This window comes from Janthinobacterium sp. LPB2021202312-11-4 (assembly GCF_037049705.1).
Lineage (GTDB): Bacteria > Pseudomonadota > Gammaproteobacteria > Pseudomonadales > Pseudomonadaceae > Aquipseudomonas.
Map to the genome: position 1 here is coordinate 195,627 of NZ_JBAGKV010000009.1, position 19,234 is coordinate 214,860.

General features: G+C 58.2%; 16 protein-coding genes. 6 read left to right on the forward strand and 10 right to left on the reverse strand.

The genetic code is table 11. The features are described from left to right. Positions 1 to 377 precede the first annotated feature (377 nt). A complete protein-coding gene (locus V5E99_RS12700) occupies positions 378 to 3,272 on the forward strand; it encodes a ribonucleoside-diphosphate reductase subunit alpha (protein WP_499802745.1) in 2,895 nt (964 codons plus the stop codon). Positions 3,273 to 4,278: 1,006 nt separating this feature from the next. On the opposite strand, the gene flgE is transcribed toward V5E99_RS12700, so the two are convergent. The 6 genes from flgE to V5E99_RS12730 form a co-directional block, all read right to left on the reverse strand. Then, positions 4,279 to 5,607, reverse strand: a complete 1,329-nt coding sequence (gene flgE, locus V5E99_RS12705) for a flagellar hook protein FlgE (RefSeq protein WP_499802746.1) — start codon at positions 5,605 to 5,607, stop codon at positions 4,279 to 4,281. Positions 5,608 to 5,638: 31 nt separating this feature from the next. After that, entirely contained in the window at positions 5,639 to 6,367 is a 729-nt protein-coding gene (gene flgD, locus V5E99_RS12710) for a flagellar hook assembly protein FlgD (RefSeq protein ID WP_499802747.1), read from the reverse strand. 15 nt (positions 6,368 to 6,382) lie between these two features. Beyond that, complete coding sequence (gene flgC / locus V5E99_RS12715) at positions 6,383 to 6,826, reverse strand: flagellar basal body rod protein FlgC (RefSeq protein ID WP_499802748.1); 444 nt, start codon at positions 6,824 to 6,826, stop codon at positions 6,383 to 6,385. A 3-nt stretch (positions 6,827 to 6,829) separates the two neighbouring features. Continuing rightward, positions 6,830 to 7,237, reverse strand: a complete 408-nt coding sequence (gene flgB, locus V5E99_RS12720; RefSeq protein ID WP_201191654.1) for a flagellar basal body rod protein FlgB — start codon at positions 7,235 to 7,237, stop codon at positions 6,830 to 6,832. 385 nt (positions 7,238 to 7,622) lie between these two features. Continuing rightward, entirely contained in the window at positions 7,623 to 8,450 is an 828-nt protein-coding gene (cheR, locus tag V5E99_RS12725; RefSeq protein ID WP_010457158.1) for a protein-glutamate O-methyltransferase CheR, read from the reverse strand. 46 nt (positions 8,451 to 8,496) lie between these two features. Further along, positions 8,497 to 9,429, reverse strand: a complete 933-nt coding sequence (locus V5E99_RS12730; protein ID WP_403028932.1) for a chemotaxis protein CheV — start codon at positions 9,427 to 9,429, stop codon at positions 8,497 to 8,499. A 211-nt stretch (positions 9,430 to 9,640) separates the two neighbouring features. On the opposite strand from V5E99_RS12730, the gene flgA reads away from it, so the two are divergent. The 4 genes from flgA (at position 9,641) to V5E99_RS12750 (ending at position 12,115) form a co-directional block, all read left to right on the forward strand. After that, complete coding sequence (gene flgA, locus V5E99_RS12735) at positions 9,641 to 10,273, forward strand: flagellar basal body P-ring formation chaperone FlgA (RefSeq protein WP_499802759.1); 633 nt, start codon at positions 9,641 to 9,643, stop codon at positions 10,271 to 10,273. A gap of 161 nt (positions 10,274 to 10,434) precedes the next feature. After that, a complete protein-coding gene (gene flgM, locus V5E99_RS12740; RefSeq protein ID WP_499802749.1) occupies positions 10,435 to 10,761 on the forward strand; it encodes a flagellar biosynthesis anti-sigma factor FlgM in 327 nt (108 codons plus the stop codon). Positions 10,762 to 10,810: 49 nt separating this feature from the next. Next, positions 10,811 to 11,278, forward strand: a complete 468-nt coding sequence (locus tag V5E99_RS12745) for a flagella synthesis protein FlgN (protein ID WP_499802750.1) — start codon at positions 10,811 to 10,813, stop codon at positions 11,276 to 11,278. A gap of 90 nt (positions 11,279 to 11,368) precedes the next feature. Then, positions 11,369 to 12,115 (forward strand): flagellar brake protein, encoded by a 747-nt coding sequence (locus tag V5E99_RS12750; protein WP_499802751.1) that lies wholly within the window; start codon positions 11,369 to 11,371, stop codon positions 12,113 to 12,115. Positions 12,116 to 12,181: 66 nt separating this feature from the next. Here V5E99_RS12750 and V5E99_RS12755 read toward each other — a convergent pair whose 3' ends face one another. The 4 genes from V5E99_RS12755 to V5E99_RS12770 all read right to left on the reverse strand — a co-directional run bounded on the left by V5E99_RS12755 (position 12,182) and on the right by V5E99_RS12770 (position 17,453). Next, on the reverse strand, positions 12,182 to 13,555 hold the full coding sequence (locus V5E99_RS12755; protein ID WP_499802752.1) for an MFS transporter: 1,374 nt from the start codon (positions 13,553 to 13,555) through the stop codon (positions 12,182 to 12,184). 70 nt (positions 13,556 to 13,625) lie between these two features. Continuing rightward, positions 13,626 to 14,969: a glutamine synthetase family protein gene (locus tag V5E99_RS12760; protein ID WP_499802753.1), complete on the reverse strand. Its 1,344-nt coding sequence runs from the start codon at positions 14,967 to 14,969 to the stop codon at positions 13,626 to 13,628. 193 nt (positions 14,970 to 15,162) lie between these two features. After that, positions 15,163 to 15,852: a sensor histidine kinase gene (locus V5E99_RS12765; protein WP_499802754.1), complete on the reverse strand. Its 690-nt coding sequence runs from the start codon at positions 15,850 to 15,852 to the stop codon at positions 15,163 to 15,165. Continuing rightward, entirely contained in the window at positions 15,849 to 17,453 is a 1,605-nt protein-coding gene (locus V5E99_RS12770; RefSeq protein WP_499802755.1) for a response regulator, read from the reverse strand. Before V5E99_RS12770 ends, V5E99_RS12765 begins: the two co-directional genes overlap by 4 nt. A 310-nt stretch (positions 17,454 to 17,763) precedes the next feature. On the opposite strand from V5E99_RS12770, the gene V5E99_RS12775 reads away from it, so the two are divergent. Further along, positions 17,764 to 19,143 (forward strand): lysozyme inhibitor LprI family protein, encoded by a 1,380-nt coding sequence (locus V5E99_RS12775; protein ID WP_499802756.1) that lies wholly within the window; start codon positions 17,764 to 17,766, stop codon positions 19,141 to 19,143. Positions 19,144 to 19,234: the final 91 nt, after the last annotated feature.

Here is a 19,234-nt window from a genome sequence, read left to right on the forward strand (position 1 = left end):
TACATGTAGGGTTTTCGTCCAAAAACCAAACACAAACCAGACACCGATTTCAAGCGCTTTTATTGCCTTTGTCTGGTTGAACCAAACGTATTTTCAGAAGCCCAAACCGCTCGAGCGGATGGCTACTGTTTTTGAGCCCCAAGAGGCAAAAACGGTACGGGTGTTGCAGTCCATAACTGTCACCCTCAAAGGAATTCGGTTTTCAGCTTACGGCTTGAAACCAAAGACTTCGGCATGGAAGCGGCGCTCAAAAGGCCCTTCCTGAACTGTCCCGAAGTTGTTATGCCCGGCGCTCGCCGGTTGTAGTGCTTCAGGACGGAACGGTGGGCACCGTGATGGTGCCCAAACAAACATAGAGAATGTGGAGACACCCCCCCATGCAAACCGACACAACTCGCGAGAACCCGCAGGGCACCTTGCCGCAGGCCACTGATTCGACTTCGGATCTGTCCGCCACCGCGCCTGGCCAACTGCGCGTGATCAAGCGTAACGGCACTGTCGTTCCTTACACCGATGACAAAATCACCGTCGCGATCACCAAAGCGTTTCTCGCAGTTGAGGGCGGCACCGCTGCCGCCTCGTCGCGAATCCATGACACCGTGGCCCGCCTGACCGAACAAGTCACCGCGACCTTCAAGCGTCGCATGCCTTCGGGCGGCACCATCCACATCGAAGAAATCCAGGACCAGGTCGAACTGGCCCTCATGCGTGCCGGCGAGCAGAAAGTGGCCCGCGACTACGTGATCTACCGTGACGGTCGTTCCAAAGAACGCGCCGCCCACGCGCCGGCCGAAGCAGCGGTCAACGCTCACCCCTCGATCCGCATCACCCGCGCCGATGGCACCTTTGCGCCTCTGGACATGGGTCGCCTGAACACCATCGTCACCGAAGCGTGCGAAGGCCTGGAAGAAGTCGACGGCGACCTGATCCAGCGCGAAACCCTGAAAAACCTGTACGACGGCGTGGCCCTGACCGACGTCAACACCGCCCTGGTGATGACCGCCCGTACCCTGGTTGAGCGTGAGCCGAACTACTCGTTCGTCACCGCCCGCCTGCTGATGGACACCCTGCGTGCCGAAGGCCTGAGCTTCCTGGAAGTCGCCGACAGCGCGACCCACCACGAAATGGTCGACCTGTACGCCAAGGCCCTGCCTTCGTACATCGCCAAAGGCATCGAATTCGAATTGCTGAACCCGATCCTGGCCACGTTTGACCTGGAAAAACTCGGCAAGGCGATCAACCACGAGCGCGATCAGCAGTTCACCTACCTGGGTCTGCAAACCCTGTACGACCGTTACTTCATCCACAAGGATGGCGTGCGTTTCGAACTGCCGCAGATCTTCTTCATGCGCGTGGCCATGGGCCTGGCAATCGAAGAGAAGAACAAAGAAGACCGTGCGATCGAGTTCTACAACCTGTTGTCGTCCTTCGACTACATGTCTTCGACTCCGACCCTGTTCAACGCCGGCACCCTGCGTCCACAGTTGTCGAGCTGCTACCTGACCACCGTGCCGGATGACCTGTCGGGCATCTACCACGCGATCCACGACAACGCCATGCTGTCCAAATTCGCAGGCGGCCTGGGCAACGACTGGACGCCGGTTCGTGCCTTGGGTTCGTACATCAAGGGCACCAACGGCAAATCCCAGGGCGTTGTTCCGTTCCTCAAAGTCGTGAACGACACCGCCGTCGCCGTTAACCAGGGTGGCAAGCGCAAAGGCGCTGTGTGTGCCTACCTGGAAACCTGGCACATGGACATCGAAGAGTTCATCGAGCTGCGCAAGAACACCGGTGATGACCGTCGTCGTACCCACGACATGAACACCGCCAACTGGATTCCTGACCTATTCATGAAGCGCGTCTTCGATGACGGTCCGTGGACCCTGTTCTCGCCATCCGAAGTGCCGGACCTGCACGACCTGACCGGCAAGGCCTTCGAAGAGCGTTACGAGTACTACGAAGCCCTGTCCCAGTACCCGGGCAAGATCAAGCTGTTCAAGACCATCCAGGCCAAAGACCTGTGGCGCAAAATGCTGTCCATGCTGTTTGAAACCGGCCACCCATGGCTGACCTTCAAAGACCCGTGCAACCTGCGCAGCCCGCAGCAGCACGTGGGCGTGGTCCACAGCTCGAACCTGTGCACCGAGATCACCTTGAACACCAACAAGGACGAGATCGCCGTTTGCAACCTGGGCTCGATCAACCTGCCGAACCACATCACCAACGGCAAGCTGGACACCGCCAAGCTGGAACGCACCGTGAACACCGCCGTTCGCATGCTCGATAACGTGATCGACATCAACTACTACTCGGTGCCACAAGCGAAGAACTCCAACTTCAAGCACCGTCCGGTCGGCCTGGGCATCATGGGCTTCCAGGATGCGCTGTACCTGCAGCACATTCCTTACGGTTCCGATGCAGCCGTCGAGTTCGCCGACAAGTCGATGGAAGCGGTCAGCTACTACGCCATCCAGGCTTCCTGCGACCTGGCCGATGAACGTGGCGCCTACGAGACGTTCCAGGGTTCGCTGTGGTCCAAAGGCATCCTGCCGCTGGATTCGCAACAGATCCTGATCGAGCAACGTGGCCAGAAGTACATCGACGTTGACCTGAACGAATCCCTGGACTGGGCACCGGTTCGCGCCCGTGTTCAGAAAGGCATTCGTAACTCCAACATCATGGCCATCGCACCGACCGCCACCATCGCCAACATCACTGGCGTCTCGCAGTCGATCGAACCGACTTACCAGAACCTCTACGTGAAATCGAACCTGTCGGGCGAATTCACCGTGATCAACCCGTACCTGGTTCGCGACCTCAAGGCTCGCGGTCTGTGGGACTCGGTCATGATCAACGACCTGAAGTACTACGACGGTTCGGTTCAACAGATCGAGCGCATCCCGCAAGAACTCAAAGAGCTCTACGCGACAGCATTCGAAGTGGACACCAAGTGGATCGTTGACGCGGCCAGCCGTCGTCAGAAGTGGATCGACCAGGCTCAGTCGCTGAACCTGTACATCGCTGGCGCTTCGGGCAAGAAACTGGACGTGACCTACCGCATGGCTTGGTACCGTGGCCTGAAAACCACTTACTACCTCCGCGCCCTGGCTGCGACCAGCACCGAGAAGTCGACCATCAACACCGGCAAGCTGAACGCTGTTTCCAGCGGCGGCAACCACGGTGAAGATTCGGTCCTGGCGGCTCCGGCCGGTCCAGCTCCAGTGCCGAAGGCTTGCGCCATCGACGAGCCGGATTGCGAAGCTTGCCAATAAGCTGAGCCGGTAGGCGCCTGACGGCGCTGACCTGAAACCCCCGATCAGTCCTCTGGATTGTCGGGGGTTTTCTTTTGGGCGGTCTTTGAGTTTAAGAGATCGCAGCCTCGTTTCACTCGACAGCTCCTACCGGGGCGTTTGATTTATGGCTGGTGCCGTGACCTGAAACCATTTACTACCTCCGTGCTCTGGCAGCGGCGAGCATGGTGAAGATTCGGGCCTGGCGGCTCTGGCCGGTTCTCTGGGTTGTCGGGGGAGGCTTTTGGGCGGTCTTTGAGATCAAGAGATCGCAGCCTCGTTGCACTCGACAGCTCCTACCGGGGCGTTTGATTTATGGCTGGCGCCGCGACCTGAAACCATTTACTACCGCCGTGCTTTGGCGGCGGCGAGCATGGTGAAGATTCGGGCCTGGCGGCTCTGGCCGGTTCTCTGGGTTGTCGGGGGAGGCTTTTGGGCGGTCTTTGAGATCAAGAGATCGCAGCCTCGTTTCACTCGACAGCTCCTACCGGGGGGCTTGATTTATGGCTGGTGCCGTGACCTGAAACCATTTACTACCGCCGTGCTTTGGCGGCGGCGAGCATGGTGAAGATTCGGGCCTGGCGGCTCTGGCCGGTCCTCTGGGTTGTCGGGGGGGCTTTTGGGCGGTCTTTGAGATCAAGAGATCGCAGCCTCGTTTCACTCGACAGCTCCTACCGGGGCGTTTGATTTATGGCTTGGTGCCGTGACCTGAAACCATTTACTACCTCCGTGCTCTGGTGGCGGCGAGCATGGTGAAGATTCGGGCCTGGCGGCTCCGGCAGGTTCTCTGGGTTGTCGGGGGGGGGGCTTTTGGGCGGTCTTTGAGATTAAGAGATCGCAGCCTCGTTGCACTCGACAGCTCCTACCGGGGCGTTCGATTTACTGTAGGAGCTGTCGAGTGCAACGAGGCTGCGATCTTTTGATCTTTATCCTGCGGGCATAAAAAAACCCCTCTTTCGAGGGGTTCTTTATGCCGCGCTACCCAGCATCAGGTCATCTGAATGATGGTCTGCATGATGGTGCTTTGGGTGGAGATGGTCTTGGCGTTCGCCTGGTAGTTGCTCTGCGCCTTGATCAGGTTGACCAGTTCGTTGGTCAGGTTGACGTTGGACTCTTCCAGGGAGTTGGAAGCGATGGAACCCAGGGTCCCGGTTTCCGGAGCGTCATAGCCTGGGATACCCGATGCGAACGTTTCTTTCCAACTGGTGCCGCCAACTGCTTGCAAGCCTTGTTCGTTGGTGAAGCTAGCCAGCGCAACCTGGCCGATGGCCTTGCTCTGGTTGTTGCTGAAGTTGGCGAACAGAGTGCCGGTCCCGTCGATGGTCAGGTTGGTGATCTGGCCAGTGGCGTAACCATCCTGAGTCGGGATCGAACGCGCGGTGTCTGCGTTGTACTGGGTGGTCTTGGCCATCGAGATGGTCACGCCTGCCGGGTTGGCTGCGGCGCCGTTGGCGCTCCAGACACCATTGGTCACGGTGCCTGGTACCCAGTTTTTGATGGTCAGGTCGCTGCTGATGATCGGTGCGCCACCCGCCGGGTTAGGCGTGCTGACGCTGGTCAGCGTACCGGTGGCATCGAAGGACAAGGTCGAGGCGATCGGCGCGGTGACTTTCGGATCGCTGCCGGTGGCATCCGGGTTACGGCCATCAACCAGGGTGTAGGTTTTCCAGGTGTTGGCACCGGTTTTCACCAGGTACTGATCCATGGTGTGCTGGTTGCCCTGGCTGTCGTAGATCGGGGTGCTGAACGATTTGGTGTAAGTCGCCGTCAGCGTCGGGTCGAACTTGCCGGCCGGAACGGTATCGTCGATGACCGCCGCCGTGGAGTTCAGGTTGATCGTCGAAGTCACCAGCGACGTGGTTTTTGGCGCCAGGTTCGAGGTGTCGAGTTTCAGGTCGGTCAATACGCCGTTGATGATCTTGCCATTGGCATCCACACCGTAGCCTTGCAGACGCGAAGAGTAGTCGGTGTTGGTGATGAAGCCGTTGCTGTCGACCTTGAACGTACCGTTACGGGTGTAGGTCGTCGAGCCGTTGTCGCTCAGGGTGAAGAAACCCGAACCGTTGATGCCCATGTCCAACACGTTGCCGGTGTTGTTGATGTCACCCTGGGTGAACTGCTGGGACACGTTAGCCAGGCGCACGCCGCTACCGACGACCTTGCTGCCGCTGCCGAGCTTGGTCGCCGAATAGACGTCTTCAAATTCGGTACGGGAGGATTTGAAACCGGTGGTCGCGACGTTGGCGATGTTGTTACCGGTCACATCCAGTTGTTTGTTGGCTGCATAGAGACCGCTAAGGCCGATATTGAAAGACATATTCCACTCCTCTGTGCCGGGTTAGTCGGCTCTATATACCAATGGTCTGAACTTTGGACAGGGCAACCGGGCCCAGGCCTGCGAGGTTGAGCATCAGCTCGCCGCCAGTCTGGCTCAGGGTCACGCTGTTGACGGTGGCCGGCAGGTAAACCGCCAGGTCCGTCGCCGTGCCGTTGATCGGTGCACTGGCCTTGATGGTGTAGGCGCCGACCGGAACGGCGGCGCCGCTCGAATCCTTGCCATCCCACGTGAAGCTGGAACTGCCGACTGCGCGGGTGCCCAGGTCGATGGTCCGGACAGTTTTGCCCGTGCTGTCGGCAATGGTTACCGTGCCGCTGGCGATCGACGAAGTCAGGTTCACCGAGCCGGTAACGGCTTTGGTTGGATCATCGACCTGAATATTGTTGGTCTGCACGATCACTGAACGGCCGACCAGGGACGAAGCCTGCAACGCCTGCGAAGAGTTGTAATTGCCGGCAATCGAGCTGACGGTGCTGTTGAGCGTGGTGATGCCTTCCAGACTGCTGAACTGGGCCAACTGAGCGACGAACGCACTGTTGTCCTGCGGATCGAGCGGGTTCTGGTTTTTCAGCTGGGTCACCAGCAATTGCAGGAACGCGTCCTTGCCCAGGGTCTGGCCGCCAGTCGCGCTGTTAGTCGCGGAGGCGATGCCGCCGGAGGAGGAGCTGCTGGCCTTCACGGACGAATTCGCCAGAATGTCGTTTATGCTCAGGCTGCTGGTGGTATCGGTAACACTCATCTGAGTCGCCCCTTATCACTGACCGAGGGTCAGGACCTTCTGCATCATGGTTTTGGCGGTGTTCATCATTTCGGCGTTGGTCTGGAACGAACGGCTCGCGGAAATCATGTCGGCCATTTCTTCGACGACGTTGACGTTCGGGTAGTAGACGTAGCCCTTGGCGTCAGCGGCCGGATGGTTCGGCTCGTAGCGCGCTTCAAGGTTGCTCTGGTCTTCGACCACGCCCATCACTTGCACGCCTTGACCGGCAGCGTCCTGGTTCTGGAACAGCGAATCGCTGCCGCCGCTCTGGCCGCCCTGAAACATGGTGGCGAATACTGGATGGCGGGCGCGATAGGTCTTGTCGATGCTCGACGAGACGGTCTCGGCGTTGGCGATGTTCGAGGCAACGGTGTTCAGGCGAGTGGTCTGGGCACTCATGCCGCTACCGGCAATGTTGAAAACACTGGCAAGTGACATGACTTACTCTCCACGCAGGGCTGAAACCAGCCCTTTGAATTTGCTGTTGAGCAGGGTGAAGCTGGCCTGGAAGCCGACGGCGTTTTCCGCGTAGTTTGACTGTTCCAGTTGAGCGTCCACGGTGTTCTGGTCGATCGACGGTTGCATCGGCGTGCGATACAGCAGCGACTCGTCGCCATTGCCCAGGCCTTCGGCTTCGATATGACGGCTGTTGGTCATGTTCAAGGCGAAAGTACCGTTCTTGGTTTTCTCGTTCTGTGCGGCAAGCACTTTGGAGAAGTCCAGATCCCGAGCCTTGTAGTTCGGGGTGTCGGCGTTGGCGATGTTGTTGGCCAGGACTTCGGCACGCTGAGCGCGGAAGCCCAGGGCCTGTTCGTGGATACCGAGCGCTTTATCGAAGCTGATGCTCATGTCGGGAAACCTTCGGGTGACCTGATTTTTCGTAACAGAGACATAGCAAGCGGCGTGCCAATTCAAAAAAGGCCATAAACCGGGGCTTTGCGGGCATCGGCAAAGCGGCAATGCCAGAAAAGCGGCAACGGGTTTCCGCCGCCTGCCGCTTTTCTGCCGCTTTCCCGGGTTGCCCCCCGCTCGCTTTCCCGGACTGCACCCGCCCTCCCGTAGGAGCTGCCGAAGGCTGCGATCTTTTGATCTTGATCTTGATTTTCTCCCGGGCCGCCGAAGATCAAAGTCAAAAGATCGCAGCCTTCGGCAGCTCCTACGTGATGCAAAAGCGGCAGGCATAAAAAAGGGAGTCCTTGAGGACTCCCGTTTTTTTATGCCTGCCGCTTTTGCATCACTTCGCCTGGTAAATGATCCCCGGGCTGCACTGAACCATTTGGTAATGATCCGGCAAACCGTTCAGCGCTTCGGAAGCGCCAAGGAACAGGTAACCACCCGGCTTCAGCGTGCTGTGAATACGCAACAGGATGTCTTTCTTCACCTCGGCGGAGAAGTAGATCAACACGTTGCGGCAGAACACGATGTCGAACTTGCCCAGGGCTGCGTAGCTATCGAGCAGGTTGAACGAACGAAACTCCACCCGGCTCTTGATCGGCGCCTTGATTGCCCAGCGCCCCGGCCCTTTCGGATCGAAGTAACGTTGCAGGCGCTCAGGCGATAAGCCGCGACCGATGGCCAGGCTGTCGTACTCGCCAGTCTTGCAGTTGGTCAGCATGGTGCCCGACAAGTCGGTGGCCACAATTTGCGCGCCCATCTTCAACTGACCCATGTTGACCCGCTCGAACTCGTCGATCGACATCGACAACGAATACGGTTCCTGACCCGACGAACACGCCGCCGACCAGATGCGCAGGCGCTGACCGGGAGCCGCCTTGATCGCCTCGGGCAGAACCTTGTTCTTCAAGACTTCAAACGGATAGGTGTCACGAAACCACAGGGTTTCGTTGGTCGTCATGGCATCGACCACCATTTCGCGCAAACCGCTGCGCGGTTGGGTCTGGATGCGCTGAACCAGCTCACCCAAGGATTTGATGCCCTGCTGTTCCATCAGTTTGTTGAGACGGCTCGAAACCAGGTACTGCTTGTTTTCACCGAGCAAAATGCCACAGGCTTTTTCCAGGAATACCCGGAACTGTTCGAAATCCAAATTACCCGTAGACAAAGATACAGCCTCTTAAATCGTGTTGACCGCCAGGGGCAAAAGGCCCCTAGCTGATGTCTGCTGCTTTGATCCGGTCGACTACCCGGGATGCCAGGTCATCAGGACGGAATTTGGCAAGGAAGTCATCGGCACCGACTTTCTTGACCATCGCCTGATTGAACACACCCGACAACGAAGTATGCAGGATGATATGAAGCTTTTGCATGCGCGGGTCGGCGCGGATCTCGGCCGTCAGGGTGTACCCGTCCATCTCCGGCATCTCGATGTCGGAGATCATCATCAGGAACTCTTCTTCCGGCTTCTTGCCCTCGTCGACCAGTTTGCGCAGGTAATCCAGCGCTTGCCGACCGTCGTTCAACGCTACCACTTCGACACCGATCGTCTGCAGGCAACGCGTCACCTGCTTGCGCGCCACCGACGAGTCATCGACTGTCAGCACCCGCAAGGACAACGCCTTGTGCTGGGTTTCGACATCGACCACACCGACCGAAATCGCTTCCGGCGTCGGCGCCACCTCCGCGAGGATCTTCTCGACGTCGATGATTTCGACTAACTGATTGTCGACCCGAGTCACAGCCGTGAGGTAGTGATCGCGTCCAGTGCCCTTGGGTGGCGGATGGATCTCCTCCCAGTTCATGTTGACGATGCGCTCTACCGACCGGACCAGGAAACCCTGAGTCTTGGTGTTGTACTCCGTGATAATCACGAAGGGATTGCTTTGATCTTTAAGTGCACCGGCACCGGTGGCCATCGCCAGATCGAGGATCGGGATGGTCGCCCCACGAATATTTGCCACACCGCACACGACAGGACTGGACTTGGGCATCAGAGTCAGCTTGGGGCATTGCAGCACCTCACGTACCTTGAACACGTTGATCCCGTAGAGCTGCTGACCGTCGAGACGGAACAACAACAGCTCCAGGCGATTCTGCCCTACCAGTTGCGTGCGCTGGTTTACCGAATCCATTACACCAGCCATGCCCAGACTCCTACACCAACGCTAAGTTGTGTTGCGACGCACATTCATCACTAAACGGCACGGCGCTTGCTTTTTAACCTGTATGAACGATCAAACGACATTTTTCCGACGCCTGACATCACACTACCGCAAATTGCTTTGCGCGATGTCGGCTGTCTGCCTGCTAACCCCTGGCGGCCCTGCCGTTGCTGATGCGGTTACCTTGCCTGACATGCTTATCGGCGTCACTCAGGGCTTTCTTGAATTCACCGTAGAAGACTATCTGGCCACCAGTCAAACGGAAGGTCGCTATGAAATCGAGGTCAAGCAGCTCGATCCGCGACTGCGCATGCCTATGTGCGACAAGGAATTGACAGCGTCCCTGGAGAGCCCGGCAACACCGATCGGCCGGGTGACCGTCAAGGTCCGTTGCGAGGGCGCTTCCCCCTGGACGGTGTTCGTGCCCGCTCAAGTCCGCCTGTTTCGGGAGGTTGTGACCACCACCCGGCCCCTCAAGCGCGCCGGCATCATTGAGCCCGGCGATGTCGTTTTGCGTGAGCGAGACATCAGCTCGATCAACCAGGGTTATTTCACCTCGGTGGACCAGGCCATCGGGCAGAAACTTACCCGACCAACGGTCGCCGATCAGGTCATGACCCTGGTTCATCTGGAACAGGCCGAAGTCGTGCGCAAAGGTGACCAGGTGGTGATTACCGCCCGCAGTGGTACGCTCAGCGTGCGCATGCCCGGCGAAGCCCTCTCCAATGGCGGCCTGGCCGAACAAATACGGGTGAAAAACCTCAATTCAATGCGGGTCATCAAAGCGCAAGTCACCGCGCCTGGCCAAGTGGAAGTGTCCATGTAGGGCGCGGTGTGTGGTGAAGCTATGGCGCGCCGCTTGGCTGTTGCCTAAACTGTGCCGATGCAGCGCTGGCGCTTGCAGCTCATTGCGTAAATGAGCCTAAAGTTTTCGCAGGTATTGCCGAAAACATGGCAAGCGTCCAAATACCCAGAGGTTTTTTGATCATGGTCATCGATTTCAGCCGTTTAAACAGCTCCTCGTCACTTACGGGCAGTACACGTACCAGCGTTGCCAAGGAAACTGCCGATGCCGGCAAATCCGCGCCGCTGAATACCCCGGCCGAACAGGCCAGTACCGTCAAAAGCGGGGAATCGGTCCACCTCAGCAATGAGGCTCAACAGTTGCAAAAGGTCACTGACAAGCTGCGCGATCAGCCTGCCGTCGACAACGCCCGTGTGGCCGAGTTGAAAGCAGCGATTGCCGATGGCAGCTATAAAGTCGACAGCAACCGTGTAGCCAGCAAACTGCTCAACTTCGAAGCCCAGCGCTAGGCCCACCGCCTGCGCCAGGCTTTTGGACGCTTAAAACCCAAGGCCAGCCATGCACGACACTAATCTACTGCAACTGATCACCGACGACTTTGCTCCAGCGCAACACTTGCTGGAGTTACTGCAAACCGAGTCCCTCGCCTTGCACGGTCGCGACATGCCACTGCTCGAAGAAATTCTGGCGCAGAAACAGGCATTGATCATCTTGCTCGAACAGCATGGCCGCAAGCGCAGTGAAATTCTCGCCAGCCTCAACCTGCCCATCACACGCGACGGTCTAGTGCAACTCGCCAGCCATTCGAGCATTGGCGACCAGTTGCTGGAACAGAGCGATGTGTTGACCGATCTTCTGGCTCAGTGCCAGGCGACCAACGTCAAGAATGGCCAGTCGATCCTGAGGCAGCAGGCCGCCACAGCCAATCAGCTGAAAATCCTCACCGGTGGCGAACCTCCAGCGCTGTATGATGCCCGCGGATCAACCGCCAAGCTTGCGAAGCCACGTCCGCTCAGTCAGGCTTGAACCCCGCCGATGAGCTCGCCCTATCAAGACGCGAAACATACTGGCAGAATGCCGGCTAGCAGTCATATTTTGTCTGGAGATTGATGAACCGTGTTCAATGCCTCAAGCGCGGAAGACGCTCCGCAACCACCCAAGGTGCTTACCACACCGATGGAGATCTCCGGCAACCTTCGGCAGCTGCAAGACAGCCATGACCCGCTGATCATCACGTTCCATGAGCGCAGCCAGCGCTTCCAGAGCTATCTGGTGGACATCGACCGTGACAGCAACATGATTGCCCTGGACGAGATGATCCCCCGCGACGGTGAACGCTACCTGCTGGCCGGCGAACCCTTCCGGGTCGAAGGCTTTCACGACGGCGTGCGCATTGCCTGGGAAAGCAACGGCCCGCTGACCATCGATGAATCCGGCGGTAGTCGCTGCTATCGCGGCGCGCTGCCGACTGAAGTGGTCTATCACCAACGTCGCAATGCCTTTCGCGCAGCCTTGAAGCTGGCGCAATTGGTCAATGTCGAGCTGGGCGGGGAAAAGCTCAAGTCGCCGATCAGTGGCAAGTTGCTCGACATCTCCGCCACCGGTTGCAAGCTGCGTTTTGAAGGTGACATCACCTCCAGCCTGCAATTGGGTCAGGTCTACGACCGCTTCATCGCCGCCCTGCCCTTCGGCAGCATGACGGCACCGGTTGAGCTGCGTTACCTGCACTTCGAAGAAAGAATCGCCACCACCTTCGCCGGTGTGCGTTTTCACAACATGAGCGGCCTGGTGCAGCGTCAGGTCGAGCGCTTCGTGTATCAGTTACAGCGCGAAGCCCGTCGCTTCGACAAAGACGACATGTAATTACGAAGCCTCAATAGAAAACGGGCAGTCCCTTGCGGTGACTGCCCGTTTTTTTATGCGTGGATTTTAAGGCCTGGCCTCGGTGAAACTTTGCTCGCGACCGGCATCCGGGTCTTCGGGCTCGTCGGTGACGGCATCGGTTTCAGGCTTTGGCTCGGGCTCCGGTTCAGGCTCGATCGGACTCTGCATCTGATCCTGCACCACCTGCTCATCCACCCGCGGGTCGAGGGCGGCCACCAACGGTGAGCTCGACATGCTGTCCGGCATGGCCACGTGATGCAACGGCGCGTCGTCCACCTGGTGCAGGTTGGTCACCGCTTTCGGGCGAATCCGCCACACCAGCACCAACGCAAAGAAGCTGAAGAACGCGTACAGCATGTGGCTGCCGAACAGTTTCATCAGCACCCCGGCCACTAGCGGCCCGATACTGGCACCGACCCCGTAGGTCACCAGCAGCATCGCTGTCAGGGACACTCGCCGATCACCCTCGACGTGGTCGTTGGAAAACGCCACCGCCAGCGGGTACAGGCAGAACTGCACCAACGAACAGATGAACCCGGCAACAAACAGCACCTCCAGCGGCACCTCGGTCATGATTGCCAGCGGCAACGCGGCCACCGCCAGACACAACGCGAAGCAGCGGATCAGCAGCGCGCGGTCATAACGATCGGACAGCCAGCCCAACGGCCACTGCACCACCAGACCGGCAAAAATACAGGTACCCATGAACAGACCGACCTGTTCCGTCGACAGCCCCTGCTGCGAAGCATACAGCGGCGCCAGACCGTAGAACGAGCCGACGATCAACCCCGCCCCCAACACCGTACTCAATGACTGCGGCACACGTTTGATGAAGAACCGCGGCTCCATCGGCGCCGGATGCAAAGGCGCCGGGTGAATGCGTCGGGTCAGCGCCACCGGCACCAGGCACAACGCGAAACACAGGGCGACCAGCATCAGCAGCTCCAGGCCCAACGCCGGGTGCAGGACCAGAATCAGTTGCCCCAACACCAGCCCCAGGTACGAGGCAATCATGTAGCCACTGAACACCAACCCACGCTGTTTGGCTTCGGCCTGCTCATTGAGCCAGCTCTCGATGACCATGTACTGGCACATCATGCCCAGACCGACGATCACCCGCAAAAACAGCCAGGCCGGTAGCCAGTCAATCAAGCCGTGACCGAGCACCGCCGCGCCGACAATCCCGGCGCACGCGGCATAAGCACGGATATGCCCGACCCGGGCAATCAGCCGATGGCCGATCTTGCCGCCCAGCACCAGGCCGAAATAGTTGGCCGCCATCAACGCACCGACCCACAAGCTGTCGACGTGGTCAGCCGCCAGGCGCAAGCCCAGATACGTACTCAGCAGGCCCGAACCGATCAACATCATCAGCGAGGCGAAATACAGCGCTCGAAAGGATTTCCAGATTTGGCGCATCGGCGTTCCGAGCGGCTCCTTGCAGTGAGTATCGGACTACCGGGAACGATAGCCCGAAGACGACGGGGCGTCAGGCCTGGGCGGCTAAAACACGCCGTTCCCAGGGAGTAATTTCATCAAAGAAGCTGGTCAGCTCCAGGGTCTTCGAAGCGATGTAGCTTTCGATGAACTCGGGGCCAAACAGTTCCTTCGCCAATTGGCTACGTTTCAGACGTTCAAGGGCAGCATGCAAGGTACATGGCAACGAAAGATTATCCGGCACCACGAATTCGCCCTGAATGGCCTCACTCGGTTCCAGCCCGTTTTCGATGCCGTGTAGCCCGGCGGCCAGGCTTGCCGCAATCGCCAGGTACGGGTTGGCATCCGCGCCGGGCAAACGGTTTTCGACCCGGCGAGCCACCGGCGAACTGGCCGGAATGCGCAAACCCGCCGCCCGGTTGTCGTGGGACCAGCAGGCATTATTCGGCGACGCATACGGGTGGCACAAGCGCTGATACGAATTCACATTCGGCGCAAACAACGCCGTGAAGTCGGCCATGCCAGCCTGCTGGCCGCCGATGAAATGACGGAAGGTCGCCGTCGGCTGCCCGGCCTCATCGCTGAACACGTTACGGCCGCTGCCGATCTCGACGATGCTCTGGTGAATGTGCATCGAACTGCCCGGTGTGTGGGCCAACGGCTTGGCCATACACACCACCGTCAGGCCGTGCTTGAGTGCGACTTCCTTGAGCAGGTGCTTGAACAAAAAGGTCTGGTCGGCCAGCAGCAGCGGATCGCCATGCAACAGGTTGATCTCAAACTGGCTGACGCCCATCTCGTGCATAAACGTATCGCGGGGCAAGCCCAGGGCCGCCATGCACTCATAGACTTCACTGAAGAACGGCCGCAAGCCGTTGTTGGAACTGACACTGAACGCCGAATGACCGTCCTCGCGACGCCCGTCCAGGCCCAGTGGCGGCAGGAAGGGTTGCATGGGGTCAGTGTTGGGTGCGAAGACAAAGAATTCGAGCTCGGTCGCCACCACCGGCGCGAGACCGCGCGCGGCATAACGGGCGATGACGGCTTTGAGTTGACCACGGGTCGACAGACGTGAACTCTCCCCAGTCAGTTCCTCCGCATCGCAAATGGCGAACGCCCGGGGCTGCTTGCTCCAGGGCAAGCGGTGGATTTGTGCGGGATCGGCCACCAGCGCCAGGTCGCCATCATCACTGCCATAAAAACGCGCTGGCGGGTATCCGCCCATAATGCATTGCAGCAACACTCCCCGCGCCATCTGCAACCGCCGCCCTTCGAGGAAACCCTCGGCGGTCATGACCTTGCCCCTGGGGACGCCATTCAAATCCGGCGTAACACATTCAATCTCATCAATGCCCGTCAATCGCTGCGCGAGTGAGCGCTGGCCATCGGTTGTCATGACGCAATCCTTGTTGTTGTGCGAGCCGCGAACGGCGCCCCGTACAAAATAGGCACCGCCCGTTCGGAATTTCAAGCAGCGGCAAACAAAAATGCGCAATCCCCGTAGGAGCTGCCGAAGGCTGCGATCTTTTGATCTTGTTTTACAAATCAAAAGATCGCAGCCTTCGGCAGCTCCTACGGGAATTGATCTTTCAGGGGAGATAGAGACTGAAGACACCGCCGCCCAATGGCCCGCCATTGCTGATGCGGGTATAACCGCCAACTCCGTTGCGCTGATGCAGCGCCGCAATCCGCCCCGCGAAGTACAAGCCCAGACCAGTGCTACCGCTGCTTTGGTTGATGCCCTGGACGTAATCGGCCTGGCGCTCGATCATTTCGGGCGGATAGCCCTCGCCATCGTCATTGATGGTCAACACCAACTGACCGGCCTCATCGCTGACCGTGATCAACAGCGCATCCTTGGCGAAGCGGATCGCGTTGTTGATGCTGTTGGCCAGCACCGAAGCGACCAACTCGCGATCGAAGAAACCCAAGGGGCTCAGCGGATCGACCTCGTAGGTCGCCATGATGCCGCGACTGGCAAACACCTCTTGGTGCGCCGCCAATTGCGCTTCGATGAAGTCATCCAGCTCATGGTAGGCCGGTTGCAACGGCATCTGATTGACGCCGAGCTTATAAAGACCCAGCAACTGCACGAGCATGCCGTTGAGGTGGGCGAACTCGAAGTCGATGACCCCTTGTTCCCTGGAGTGCTGCTGATCCGGCAAGCGCGCCAGCCATTGGCTGTGGGCCTGCATCAGCATCGTCAAAGAGTTCTTCATGTCGTGCACGGTAGACGCAATCACCGTGGAGAAATCGAGTACCTGTTCGCTGTCGTTCATTCGCCAAACGCCTTGCTTCGCAGCTTCTGATAACGGGGGAAACGCGCATCGGTATCGGGCATCAGGCCGACCATCTTCAGGCACGCGCGACACTCTTCAAGTTCCACCGAAGGCGCACTGGTGTCAGCACCATGCAGCAACGACTGCGCCATGTTCAGCGCAATACTGATGTTCTTCGGTTGCAGTGCCAGGGCTTTGCGGAACACCTCCCGCGCTTCCACCAGGTTACCGGTCTTATACACCCGCACACCTTGACGGTTGAGGTCGGCGGCGGCGTTACCGGCGTTGAGAATGGTCGGATCGTCGGTCAACTTGGCGATACCCTGCATCACGGTCGGGTCGTCGCCGTAGATTTCCGCACAGTTCTTCAGCATCGAAGCGCCGGCGTCGGCCTGCCCGAGCATTTGCAGTTGCTTGGCCACCAGCAGCGCCGCTTCGGCGCTCATGAACTGCTCCATGCCATCGAGGCGCATCATGGCTTGCTCGGTGAGTTTCTCGGCGGTCTCGGCATCGTTGAGCAACAAACTGGTGGCTTTCATCAACCGCGCGCGAATCTGCAGGCCGGGGTCGGAAGGGTTTTCCTTGGCCACGGCACTGAGGGTGGTGTTGATCTCCAGTCGGGTGCGAGTATCCAGGCCCTTTTCACTGCCTTTGCTGATCAAGGCATGGGCCAGACCCAGATTGCTTTCCGCATCCTTGAAGCGTGACTGGGCCCCCTGTGCCACTGCCTGACGATAAGCCTTGGAAGCCGTCTCGAAATCTTCGTTGGCCATCGCCAGCTTACCCAGCAACGCTTGCCGACGGACCGCCAGTGGCGACAGGCGAATGGCCTCTTCCAGCACACGCTGGGCGCCCTTGGAATCGCCTTCGGCGACCAGCACATCGGCCATGCCGTCATACAACGCCGGCATCATCGGAAACACTTTCAGCGCTTTCTCATAAACGCCTTTGGCCTGGGCAATCTGGCCACGCTTGAACAGCAATTTACCCAACCCGGCAAATGCCCATGGCAAAGGACGATCAGCAATGATGCCGTCGTAGAGGCGCTCCAGCGCTTCGTTCTGGTTCAGGTCGCGCAGGGCATCGGCGCGATAACGCAGGCACAGGGGCGAGTAACGAATGTCCTGCTTGCACAGGGCGATACAGGCGTTGAGCACCTCGACCGGCTTACCGCGATCAAGCGCCTGCAAAATCGGCTTGAGCAAAGTCTTGCGCTGTACCAATCGCTCCAGTCGCTGGGCCAGGCCGGAGCGGTTGAAGGGTTTGGTCAGGTAAGCATCGGGCTCGTGTTCCAGGGCGCTGAGCACCATGGCCTGACTGGTCTCGGCGGTGACCATGACAAATACACTTTCATGGCTGATCAGCTTCTCGATCATCAGGTCTTCCAGCACCTGCTGACCGTTCTTCTTGCCATCGCCCAGGTGGAAATCCTGCAAGATGAAATCGTAGGACTTCTGCGCACACATGCGCAGCGCCTGCTCACCGGTATCAGCGGTGTCGACATCCTTGATGCCCAGTTCACGCAGCATGGACCTGACAGAGCTGCGGAAATCCGAGAAATCATCGACGATCAGAAAACTCTTTTGGTGATACGACAGCATCGAAGATTTCCAGGCAGTTTAAGAAGAACCCAAAGGTAACCATACGGACGAGCTCAGCTTCGCTGCCCCTTTCGGCGCGCAGATGATAGCTGGAGGCCAAAGGCTATCAAGCGATTTCGCATCAACACGAAGGATACTTTCGAGTGGGCGCACGCAAATAGAACATCGGCTGTTCGGGTTATCGGCCAGGAGTGGCATTCCCTTGAAGCGATAGGGCCGCAAACGTGCATTTGGCTGCGTCGAGGCCAACGTTCATGCACACTTGCGACGGTTGCAACTTACTTCTTCCAGAAACCAAGGCTTTATTACTGTGTACATCAATGGACGCTGTGTGTTGTCCGCTTGTGCTCTGCTGTTTACCGAGCATGCGCTGGCGACTGGAATGGACTGTACAAAAGCGGAAAGCGCCGTTGAAAAAACGATCTGCGCGAGTACTGCGGTGTATGCGCTAGATGCTCAGATGGGAAGGGCCTATCGCGCGCTGGTTAATGCCAGCCCCCAGGCACAGGCTGAACTGAGGAAAGCTCAGCGCGTCTGGCTGAAAACTCGTGATCAGTGCGCCGACGATCAGGCCTGCCTCAATCAGAGCTACCAGGAACGCATTCAGTCATTGCAAAAACTGTTGAGTGAGACCGTCGCCTATAAGCCTCTGGAAATCGACAGGTTGGCATCCGAAGATCTGCGACAAGCCATACAAACGGCGAGCAACTCCGATGCGGAATTTCCGCTGGAGCGGACGCTTGAGTCACTTGCGATAAAAACAGGCACCACTCAATTTTCAGATGAGGCAGATGACGACGATGTCGACGAAGCTCATTTTCCAAAGACGATCCCAAAGGGCGTCACGCGGGATGAGTGGAAGGCTCTCACCGCGTCCAAAATCTTGGGCGCTAGCGAGTCCGGTAAAAGCTCTTACACCTTGATGGATCTGGACGGTGATGGACGGCGGGATCTTATTGTCGACACCTACACAGGTGGCACTGGCTTATTTTCTTACGTAGAAACGTACCATCGCACTGCCGATATATTTGTCCGAAGGACGGATGCTCTTGATTCTGAATCGAGTGCTGCCAGCTCTCTTCTATCCATCAATGATCGCGGGGCAAACCAGTCCGTGGACTGGATAAACCTTCGTGGCCGTACTTATGCGGTTTACCGAAACAGTCACTACGGGGTGGATCAGCTTTATCTTCTCAATCCTCTTGAGGTGACAGGCGCAGTACCCATTGTGACGGTTCACTACCGCTATCAACTGTCGATCCCCAAGACTCAAAGCGATGAAGCCAGCGGTAATAGCATGACCCTGGACGACGCACTGCTTGAAACCCTCACTCAGGCACTGGACAAAGTCAGCAAGACTGAAGCGAAAGATATAGGCGAACAGAAAGACCCGCTCTGCCCTATTCCCCCTACCGGCGAAGGTGACGGCGCCTACTACGGTTATGGCCCAGGACATTACACCTTCGAAATTGTCGGTGATTTGCCTGTCGTCATTGGGGACCAGTGCTACATCGGAAGAATGATGGATTGGTTTGGAGGTTACAGCGCCAAGAATGGGTTGGAAGCGCAACTAGTACTGCGTAAACCAGACTTGGAGGAAACCGAACGTAGCTACCAAGTGAATGGCAAACGTCGGATGACCGATGTGAGCACATCAATGGGTAAAGTCGAGGGGGACAATGGCAGTTAGTTGGTTGCCGTGGAGCTTTCGATTTGCGGTACAAAAAAGCCCCATCAGTTGATTCTGATGGGGCTTTTTTTATTTCGCTTTTGGCTGCGAG

Coding starts and splice junctions, on each gene's coding strand:
- V5E99_RS12765 (WP_499802754.1), bottom strand. CDS start 15,852: ATGAACGACAGCGAACAGGTACTCGATTTCTCCACGGTGATTGCGTCT.
- flgA (WP_499802759.1), top strand. CDS start 9,641: ATGCTTATCGGCGTCACTCAGGGCTTTCTTGAATTCACCGTAGAAGAC.
- V5E99_RS12755 (WP_499802752.1), bottom strand. CDS start 13,555: ATGCGCCAAATCTGGAAATCCTTTCGAGCGCTGTATTTCGCCTCGCTG.
- V5E99_RS12770 (WP_499802755.1), bottom strand. CDS start 17,453: ATGCTGTCGTATCACCAAAAGAGTTTTCTGATCGTCGATGATTTCTCG.
- flgD (WP_499802747.1), bottom strand. CDS start 6,367: ATGAGTGTTACCGATACCACCAGCAGCCTGAGCATAAACGACATTCTG.
- V5E99_RS12700 (WP_499802745.1), top strand. CDS start 378: ATGCAAACCGACACAACTCGCGAGAACCCGCAGGGCACCTTGCCGCAG.
- flgB (WP_201191654.1), bottom strand. CDS start 7,237: ATGAGCATCAGCTTCGATAAAGCGCTCGGTATCCACGAACAGGCCCTG.
- V5E99_RS12730 (WP_403028932.1), bottom strand. CDS start 9,429: ATGGCTGGTGTAATGGATTCGGTAAACCAGCGCACGCAACTGGTAGGG.
- V5E99_RS12760 (WP_499802753.1), bottom strand. CDS start 14,969: ATGACAACCGATGGCCAGCGCTCACTCGCGCAGCGATTGACGGGCATT.
- flgM (WP_499802749.1), top strand. CDS start 10,435: ATGGTCATCGATTTCAGCCGTTTAAACAGCTCCTCGTCACTTACGGGC.
- flgC (WP_499802748.1), bottom strand. CDS start 6,826: ATGTCACTTGCCAGTGTTTTCAACATTGCCGGTAGCGGCATGAGTGCC.
- flgE (WP_499802746.1), bottom strand. CDS start 5,607: ATGTCTTTCAATATCGGCCTTAGCGGTCTCTATGCAGCCAACAAACAA.
- V5E99_RS12745 (WP_499802750.1), top strand. CDS start 10,811: ATGCACGACACTAATCTACTGCAACTGATCACCGACGACTTTGCTCCA.